Here is an 8,949-nt window from a genome sequence, read left to right on the forward strand (position 1 = left end):
CCGTCACTTTCTACCCAACTATGCAAGGATAATTTAAGGACACGCTCAATCCCCTTGAAACTGTCGTTCACCACGTCTGACCCTAGGCAATACCAATTTGAGTCTGCTGATCATTCCACATTTTCCATTTTTCGTAGATGCGGCGCAATGTACCGTCCTTTTTGAGAATATCAAGGGCTTGATCGACTTCTATCTTGAGAGTTTCTCCTTTGGGGCTGTTCTTATTAAAGGCAATCACATAGTTATTCAAAAAAGTGGGCATACCAATTGGGCGCAAGTTATTGTTTACCGTGCCCCCTGGACCAGCTCCGAGAATGTAGTAGGCAACAATTGGATAGTCCACCATCACTGCATCAATACGCCCTTGGGCAAGATCATCAAAGGGCAAATTGCCATCATAGGCACGGGTTTTGATGTTTTTGTCACTTTCAAGAATTTCTTGGGCTTTGTAGCCAATGCCCGTACCGACGGTCATGCCGGCGAGATCGGCAAGGGTGACTTCGCTAGTGGCGGTGTATTTTTCAAAGCGGGGATCCTCAGCCCGCACCACAATTTGCTGACCATAGCGATAGTAGGGCTGGGAAAAGAGTTGGGTTCGCTCGCGATCGGCAGTGATTTCCCAGCCATTGAGAATCATGTCAAAGCGGTTGGCAGCCAAGGCAGCCGGGAGTTGATCATAGGCTGTGGCAACAAATACGGCCTTGACCCCCATTAGTCGGGCGATCGCGTCGGCGATTTCCACCTCAAAACCAATCAACTTACTGGGATTAACGGGATCATAAAACACGTAGGGAGCACCACTGATGGCCTCAGCCCCCCAAGCCAATGTACCGGGATTGAGGAGGCCATTGCTGGAGACGGTACCCGTCGTTGAGGTTCCAGAGGTCGAATCTACGTTGCCGGCACAGGCTGTGAGCAGGGCTTTACTACTGGTGGCGATCGCCATTGCCCCCATGCCCTGCGCCAGCCGGCGCAAAAACGTCCGACGCTGCAGTTCCATCTTAGGGTATTCCTCCATGCCTAGTTTTGCCGATGATCCTGAGTCTTGGATTTGCCGAGGGTATGGCGACCAGTACTGAGCTAGCCTTTCCCGGAGATACTGGCAAGGGTCAGGGAAAGTGGTGACAGGGCTGGGAAGGTTCTTCTAAAATAACTCATAAGGTACCCCCAGGGGACTCCAGTTTTTCCTATGCAAAACTCTGACCCTAAAGAATGCCAATTTCTGCTTGAGCTTCATTCCAGAGTCCCCAGCGTTCATAAATCCGTCGCAACGTGCCATCTTTTTTGAGAAGACTCAGTGCTTGATCAACCTCCCCCTTGAGAATTTTTCCCTTGGGGCTATCGCCATTGAATGCCATGACATAATCCGCTAAAAACAGGGGCTTGCCAATAACTCGTAGAGCGGAATTCTTATTTGCACCAATCCCCTGACCTAAAATTTCGTAAGACACTATGGGAATGTCCAAAAGAAGGGCGTCAACTGCTCCGCTTTCCAAGTAGTTGAAGTAGTCAGTTCCGCCATATAGCCGGACTTTAAGGGTAGGCGTTTCCTCAAGAATTGCTTGCGCTTTGTAGCCAAGACCTGTGCCCACTGTCATGCCCGTGAGAATCTCGAGACTAATCTCGCTATTGGCGGTGTACGCTTGAAAGCGGGGGTCATTTGCCCGCACCACCACCTGCTGGCCATACCGGTAGTAAGGTTGGGAGAAAAGCTGAGTTTTCTGCCGTTCGGCAGTGACTTCCCAACCGTTTAGGATGAAATCAATTTGGTTGGCAGCAAGCATGACTGGCAGTTGATCGTACAACCCAAGAATTAAGCTAGCTTGCACTCCCATAAGTTGGGCGATCGCGGTGGCAATTTCCGCTTCAAAGCCCAGTAGTCGATCCGGCTTTGCCGGATCAAAAAAGACATAGGGAGGACCTTGCTCGGCACCCCAAGCCAATGTACCAGGGTTCAGCAAGCCATTACTGGAGACTCTGCCCGTCTTCGCGGTGCTGGAAGGAGAATTCGCCTGATTAGCACAGGCCGTCAGTAGTGGCTTACTGCTGCTGGCGATCGCCATTGCCCCCATGCCCTGCGCCAGCCGGCGCAAAAACGTCCGACGCTGCAGTCCCATAGCGACCTCCTCCCATCAGGTTGACCATGAATCATGAATTTAGAGTTATCGGTTCATCAACTCTGCCCCAGTTTAGTTTTTATCGCTACTGCTGCCAAGACTACGACGCTTAGTTACTGTTTGGAACGCAGAAATAATATCGCCTTCCTGCCAAAGTTCAAAGTCGTCTAAACGCACGCCACATTCGTAGCCAGCGGCAACTTCGCGGACATCGTCCTTCATGCGTTTGAGGGAACTCAAGATGCCCGTGTGAATGACGTTTTGCTGGCGCAGCACCCGCACTTTACAGTTGCGTACCAGCTTGCCACTGAGCACATAGCAGCCCGCAACAATTCCCTTACTGAGGGGGAAGATCGCCCGTACCTCTGCTTGACCCAGCTCTTCTTCAACCAGCTCAGGCTCCAGTAGCCCTTCCATTGCCCCTTGAATATCATCGAGGAGCTTATAAATGATGTTGTATTCACGAATATCAACGTTGTATCGTTCTGCCGCTTGGCGTGCCCCTGAGGCAAGGGTGGTATTAAAGCCAATAATGACGGCACTACTGGCGGCGGCAAGGTCAACATCGGTTTCGGTAATTTCGCCGGGGGCAGCCAGCAAAACCCGCAACTGCACTTGATCTTGGGGGAGCTGGTTGAGGGCTGTCAAAATGGCTTCTACAGACCCTTGAACGTCGGCTTTGAGAATGAGGTTGAGTTCTTTGAGTTCCCCTTCCCGCGCTTGGCTAGACAACGAGGTGAGGGAGACTCGGCGGGCAGCGGCGGCTTGGGCAAGGCGGGATTGCCGTTGGGCGGCGGCTCGCTCTTCCGCAAGGGCACGGGCGGCTTTTTCATCGCTGAGGACTTCAAATTCATCCCCGGCAGCAGGCACATCCGCCAGACCTAGGACTTCTACGGCAAAGGAGGGGGTTGCTGCCTCGACCCGCTGCCCGCGATCGTCAATCATGGCGCGGACTTTGCCAAAACAGGCACCCGCCACCAGAATATCACCGACCCGCAGTGTCCCATTTTGTACCAGCAATGTGGCCACAGGTCCCCGTGCCCGGTCTAGGTGGGCTTCAATGACGGTGCCTTTGGCGGGGCGATTGGGATTGGCGTAGAGATCCTCCACTTCCGCCACTAGCAGGATCATTTCTAGGAGCGTGTCCAGATTTTGGCGTTGTAGGGCGCTGACGGGCACCATAATCGTGTCGCCGCCCCACTCCTCGGGCACCAGACCATATTCAGTGAGTTCCTGTTTGACTCGCTCCGGTTGGGCAGAGTCTTTGTCAATTTTGTTAATGGCGACAATGATCGGAACTTTGGCTGCTTTGGCGTGACTAATGGCTTCAATGGTTTGGGGTTGTACTCCATCATCGGCAGCAACCACGAGAACGGCAATGTCGGTAACCCGTGCCCCCCGTGCCCGCATAGCGGTAAAGGCTTCGTGACCGGGAGTATCGAGAAACACCACCTGATGTTTTTCGCCGTTGTATTCGACATCTACGTGGTAGGCGCCAATATGCTGAGTGATACCACCTGCTTCCCCTGCGGCAACCTTGGCATTGCGAATCGCATCGAGAAGGCTGGTTTTGCCATGATCCACATGACCCATGATGGTGACCACTGGAGGGCGGCGTTGCAGGTGATCGAGATCGCTGGATTCCAGCATTTCCGATACTTTTGTGGCATCGGCTTTCTGCTGAGCGGTCTCAACAGTGATTCCCAATTCCTTGGCCACAAGTTCAATTGTTTCCACCTCAAGGGTTTGGTTGATGGTGGCGGCAATTCCCCTAAAGAAGAGAATTTTAATAATTTCCGCTTCGGGGCGACGCACTAAAGTGGCCAACTCCTGCACGGACATCGGGCCTTCAATTGTAATGTGATCGGGAGGTGGTGCTTCGGCTGGCTCTTCTTGACGGCGATCGCGCTGGCGGGGTTGTTTTTTCTCGCTGCTTTTTTCAGTTTTCGCCGCCGGTGTAACAGGGCGAGCTGGACGAGGGGTCTTGGGTTTGGGTGGCCGTTGCAGCGATTGACTGACATCCACCGTGACTTGGGGTACCGCCACCAAGCGGCTGGTGAGTTCCAGTTCTTCCTCTTCATCAATGAGTTCTTCACGCAACTTGGCCGCGCGGGAGGATTTCCGTTTGTTCTCCTCCTCATCAAAGTCTTTGTGACGGTGGCGGTCTTTGATGACTTTGCTTACGGACTTATCATCGAGAACCTCAACGGTTTCGGGGACAGGCTTCGGTGAATTCGCTGCCCGCGGCACTGGGGGAACAGGTTTTGCCGGGGGCGGTTGTAGCTGCGGCATTGAGGGCTTGGGCGCCATTTCCGGAGGTTTGACCGGTGCCGCAGGTGCTGCCCGCTGCACAATTTCGATGCGGTCTTGACTGTTGGGTTTCGCAGGGGCGATCGCCCCCTTTTCTTTCTTGGGGGGTTCCTTCAGCTCTTTGCGGGGCGGGGGAGCTGCAGCGACTGTTTCCGCCTTCTTGGTGGGGCGAGCCGGTGGGGGGACTAAAGCCGGTGCTGGACGCGGTGGTGTCGGTTCGGGTTTTGCCGGAGGTGTCGGGGGCTTGGGAGCCACGGGTTCCACCGGTTTCGTGGCAACGGGTTCAGGGGGAGTGGGTCGTGTGGGCGCTTGCGGCGGTTGGGGGCGAGCGGGGGGCTGTTGTAATTGAGGCTTGGGCGCTTCTGGCGTCTCAGAGCGGGTTTGGGTGTGCACAGCAACAATCTGCTGGGTTTTGGGAGGGGCTGGGGCTTTTTTCACCGGGGGAGGGGTTTTTGAGGTTTTACGGGGGGAGGCGCTGGAGGGTTGGTAGGTTTTGGCCGCTTCGCGAATGCGATCAGCATCGGCCTCGGAAATAGTACTGCTGTGGCTTTTATAGGCAATCCCCAACTGTTCACAGATCGCCAATAAATCTCGATTATCTAGGTTGAGTTCTTTAGACAGGTCATAAATGCGAACTTTACCAATGCTCATGCTCTCTCTCAAAGGCGCTGAAATCTCTACGAAAGGACAAACGGTAGGGCGATCGCGTGGGTAAGGACTACCGTTAAGGTGAAATTAACGGGTTTTAAGGAATAGGTTGGGACAACTCATTCAACAACAATTTCAAAAGTCGAGGCCAAAAAAGTAGAAGTATTCCTATTATTAACGATTTTGGGAGGGATTGATCAGGGCAACAACCCCAAAGGCGGATCGATTTCAATGCGTCGTGCCCTTAGATCAATGACCGGGACAATGGCCGGTACAAAGGGAATATAAACCAATGGGGGCGCTTTGGGGGCAGGGTTGAGTAACCGTACTTCCAGTAAGTCATTCCCTGCATTGACCAAACCCACCACCTCGCCAACCTGCTCCCCTTGGTGATACACTGCCAGTCCTATTAAGTCCATGAGGTGGTATTCATTGGCTGCAAGGGGCGGGCGATCGCTCGCGGGCACTAAAATTTCTGCACCTTTAAGCGCCTCCGCTGCGGTGCGATCGCTAACTTCAGCAAAGGCAACAACGAACTGTTCGGCACGGGGCAAAAATCGCCCGCGCACAAGAGTGACAGCATAGGGTTGTGGCTGCCGGGGCGATCGCAACCAACGGGAACCCGCTACCGTAAAGCGCTCGGGAAAATCGCTAAAGGGCTTGACCTTGACTTCCCCCCGCAGGCCATGGGCGCCGATAATTCGGCCAACACAGAGCCACTCACTCGGCTCAGGGCAGGGGGTCACCATAGGCTGTCCAAGCCAACTTCAGTAAACCGTTCATAATTGCTGTGGCAACGCTGACGCCCCCCTTGCAACCCTTAATAGCAATGTGGGGCACCCAAGACTTTTGCAGGCGTTCCAAAATGGGGGAGAGAAAATTGGGAGCGGCGTCAATAATTAACGCGGGACGAATCTCCTGAGCCTCCACTAAGGTCAGTAACGGTTCTAGGGCCGAATGATCACTACTGAGGACAAAAATGGCCGTGGGATGACGCCGCGCCAAGGTTTCAATGCCAAAGGCAATGCGGGACTTTTCCTGCTGCGGACGGGTGAAGGTTTCTGCCCCGCAGTAGATCGGATTGCCAAAGGTGTTTTGGGTGTAGGAGAGGACGCCCACCTGCACCATCGTGACATCCACCACAATCGGGGTGTGGGCGGCGAGGGCAGCCACACCGGATTGCAGAGCCTGCTCTGAGTAAGTAATGAGATTGAGATACTCTAAATCCCCTGTAGCATAAATTACGCGGCGCGCAATGTCGTATTGTGCTGGACTCAGGTTGTGTCCCGCCAGCAACTGGTCAATTACACGCAATTGCGCAACATCAGACTGGTGCCATTCCATCAACAGTGCCGCAAGGAAGTTAAAGAATGATTCATGTGGCAACGCCTTGGCAACAATTAATATAGCAGCAAAAGTTTTGTGCCACTCGGCACAGGGGAGTGTACCATCCTCTAGTGTCAGGGGCGATGCCCAATTTCATGCACCCTGTGGCGATCCACGATTTCAGGGAGACTGGTATGCTGGAAACAGCGTCCTTAAACTTGTGCCACTGTGTCTCAGATTCTCTGTCCCGTCCCGGCAGATCAACGACCCATCAACGAATATCGTGACCTCAAAGCCTCTTGGTTTTTTGAATGGTCAACTTGGCCACGTCCGCGCTTTCGACGGCGTTTGGCACTGCTGTGGGGAATGGCTTGGTTGGTCAGTGCACCGGTGGCGATCGCCAGTTTTTCTTTGAAAGAGGCACCTTTTCACACCCTTTTGGCCGGTGCCCTAGGAGCAAACTTCTTATTGCTACTCATCCTTCTGCGCCTTGTGTTGGGTTGGGCCTACGTGGGCGATCGCCTGCAACGTCCCACCGTTGTTTATGAAGAAACCGGCTGGTATGACGGTCAAGAATGGCAAAAGCCTGAAGCTGAATTAGCCCAAGATCGCCTAATTTATACCTACGAGTTGCGCCCGATTTTGCAACGGCTACAGGTGACCCTTTTGGCGCTAGGGATCTTTTCTGTGGGACTTGCCCTTGTCTGGGCACTCCTGTAGCTGCTGCTGAGATTGTTGCCCATTTACCCGCATGACTGAACCTATGTCCAAACGCACCCAAGCCCCTACCCTCGAGGTTTGTTTACTGCGGGAAGGGATTGTTGAGTCGCGCCACCATGTCCATGCCGTTGTCTGTGATGCCCGGGGTCGCATCCTTGCCCTTGCAGGAAATGTAGAAACCGCTGCTTTTGTCCGCTCTGCCCTCAAGCCCTTTCAAGCCTTGGCAGTGACCACCACAGGAACGATGGAACGGTTTGATTTAAGCGATCGCGACCTTGCCATTATCTGTAGTTCCCACCAGGGCCGTATTGAGCAAGTCCGCCAAGTCTTTAACATTCTCTGGCGGGCTGATGTCGATCCCACGGCGTTGCAATGTCCCGTTCCTGCCGGCCGCCAAGGGGCACTCCAGCACAACTGTTCGGGGAAACACGCAGGAATGCTAGCGGTTTGTCAACAGCGCAATTGGCCGTTGGCCAGCTATCTGCACAAAAATCACCCGGTGCAGACCCTGATCCTTTCCAAGGTGGCGGAACTGCTAAGGATGCCCGCCGCAGAATTTATCTGTGCCCACGACGACTGTGGGGCGCCCACGTACTTGATGCAACTGGTGCAGATGGCCACCCTTTACGGCCAACTGGCCTCTGGCAATGACTGGGCAATGGAGCGCGTTGTGCGTGCCATGACCCACCACCCTGATTTTGTGGCCGGCCCCGGCGCCTTTGATAGTGAGTTGATGCGCCTCACGGAGGGGGAAATCCTCAGTAAGTCTGGGGCTGAGGGAATTCAATGCATAGCGCGCGTGGGGGAAGGCATGGGATTAGCGATTAAAGTCAGCGATGGCGCTAAGCGTGCCAAATATGCCGTTGCCATTCAACTGTTGAAGCAACTGGGCTGGATTACCCCCAGTGTGGCGGAGACCTTGGGGGAGCAGTTTTTGATTCCCAACCAATTTACCCGTCTAGAGGTCAATGGTGAACTGACTTTTGCCTAGAGATTGAGCTTGAACGGTTAAAGTAAGTTTACCCCCTCAGCAGTGATGGGGCATCCATTTTAGGCGCTAATTGGATACGGAGGCCGGTGTGGCTGTCACAGCAAATAGCGGAACTATCTTTCCTGTGGTGTGGGCGGGCGATCGCGTGCAGTTAATTGATCAAACCCGCTTGCCAGAACAGTATGAACTTAAGGACATCACCACCGTTGCGGAGATGGCCACTGCCATTCGGACAATGGTTGTACGGGGTGCGCCGGCAATTGGTGTGGCAGCGGCCTTTGGCATGGTTTTGGGGGCAAGAGAGTACAAAGGGAGCGATCGCCAGGGGTTCTTGGCGCACCTTGAGAATGTTGCCTCGGAATTGCGCCAAACTCGCCCAACCGCAGTGAATTTATTTTGGGCAATTGATCGCATGTTAAGGGCAGCCCAGCAACCTACAGCCACTTTGGCGGAATTACAGCGGCACCTTCTTGAAACCGCCCAAACCATTGCCCGTGAAGATGTGCAAACCTGTCAAGCCATTGGTGAAAACGGCCTTGGTGTCCTGCCGAAAACTCCCGAGAAGTTGCGCCTGCTCACCCACTGCAATGCCGGTGCCCTAGCGACAGCAGGTTATGGAACAGCGTTAGGGGTAGTTCGTGCGGCTTGGGCAGCGGGTCGCTTGGAGCGGCTCTATGCCGATGAAACTCGTCCTCGCCTTCAGGGAGCTAAATTAACCGCTTGGGAATGTGTGCAGGAGGGCATTCCCGTTACCCTTCTTGCCGATACGATGGCGGCTCACTGTATGCAGCGGGGGATGATTGACGCGGTGGTGGTGGGTGCCGACCGCATTGCCCT

General features: G+C 54.1%; 8 protein-coding genes. 3 read left to right on the forward strand and 5 right to left on the reverse strand.

Annotated features, from left to right (window positions below; all coding sequences use genetic code 11):
* Positions 1-82: 82 nt before the first annotated feature.
* The 5 genes from Q0711_RS09680 to Q0711_RS09700 form a co-directional block, all read right to left on the reverse strand.
* A complete protein-coding gene (locus Q0711_RS09680; protein ID WP_298618001.1) occupies positions 83-1,000 on the reverse strand; it encodes an ABC transporter substrate-binding protein in 918 nt (305 codons plus the stop codon).
* A 205-nt stretch (positions 1,001-1,205) separates the two neighbouring features.
* Positions 1,206-2,117, reverse strand: coding sequence for an ABC transporter substrate-binding protein (locus tag Q0711_RS09685; protein ID WP_298617999.1), 912 nt, complete (start codon positions 2,115-2,117; stop codon positions 1,206-1,208).
* A gap of 72 nt (positions 2,118-2,189) precedes the next feature.
* The gene (gene infB, locus Q0711_RS09690) at positions 2,190-5,078 is read right to left on the reverse strand and encodes a translation initiation factor IF-2 (protein ID WP_298615856.1); all 2,889 of its coding nucleotides are present in this window, start codon (positions 5,076-5,078) and stop codon (positions 2,190-2,192) included.
* A gap of 194 nt (positions 5,079-5,272) precedes the next feature.
* Positions 5,273-5,824: a ribosome maturation factor RimM gene (gene rimM / locus Q0711_RS09695; RefSeq protein WP_298615858.1), complete on the reverse strand. Its 552-nt coding sequence runs from the start codon at positions 5,822-5,824 to the stop codon at positions 5,273-5,275.
* On the reverse strand, positions 5,805-6,419 hold the full coding sequence (locus Q0711_RS09700; protein ID WP_298615861.1) for a precorrin-8X methylmutase: 615 nt from the start codon (positions 6,417-6,419) through the stop codon (positions 5,805-5,807). Before Q0711_RS09700 ends, rimM begins: the two co-directional genes overlap by 20 nt.
* 210 nt (positions 6,420-6,629) lie before the next feature.
* Here Q0711_RS09700 and Q0711_RS09705 point away from each other — a divergent pair, with 210 nt between their 5' ends.
* From Q0711_RS09705 to mtnA, 3 genes are all read left to right on the forward strand, one after another.
* Positions 6,630-7,121 (forward strand): CGLD27 family protein, encoded by a 492-nt coding sequence (locus Q0711_RS09705; protein ID WP_298613969.1) that lies wholly within the window; start codon positions 6,630-6,632, stop codon positions 7,119-7,121.
* 31 nt (positions 7,122-7,152) lie between these two features.
* The gene (locus Q0711_RS09710) at positions 7,153-8,112 is read left to right on the forward strand and encodes an asparaginase (RefSeq protein ID WP_366142480.1); all 960 of its coding nucleotides are present in this window, start codon (positions 7,153-7,155) and stop codon (positions 8,110-8,112) included.
* An 88-nt stretch (positions 8,113-8,200) separates the two neighbouring features.
* Positions 8,201-8,949, forward strand: a 749-nt coding sequence (gene mtnA, locus Q0711_RS09715; protein ID WP_299042421.1) for an S-methyl-5-thioribose-1-phosphate isomerase, incomplete at its 3' end; no start/stop codon positions are given.

Source organism: uncultured Thermosynechococcus sp., from assembly GCF_937958135.1.
Classification (GTDB): domain Bacteria; phylum Cyanobacteriota; class Cyanobacteriia; order Thermosynechococcales; family Thermosynechococcaceae; genus Thermosynechococcus.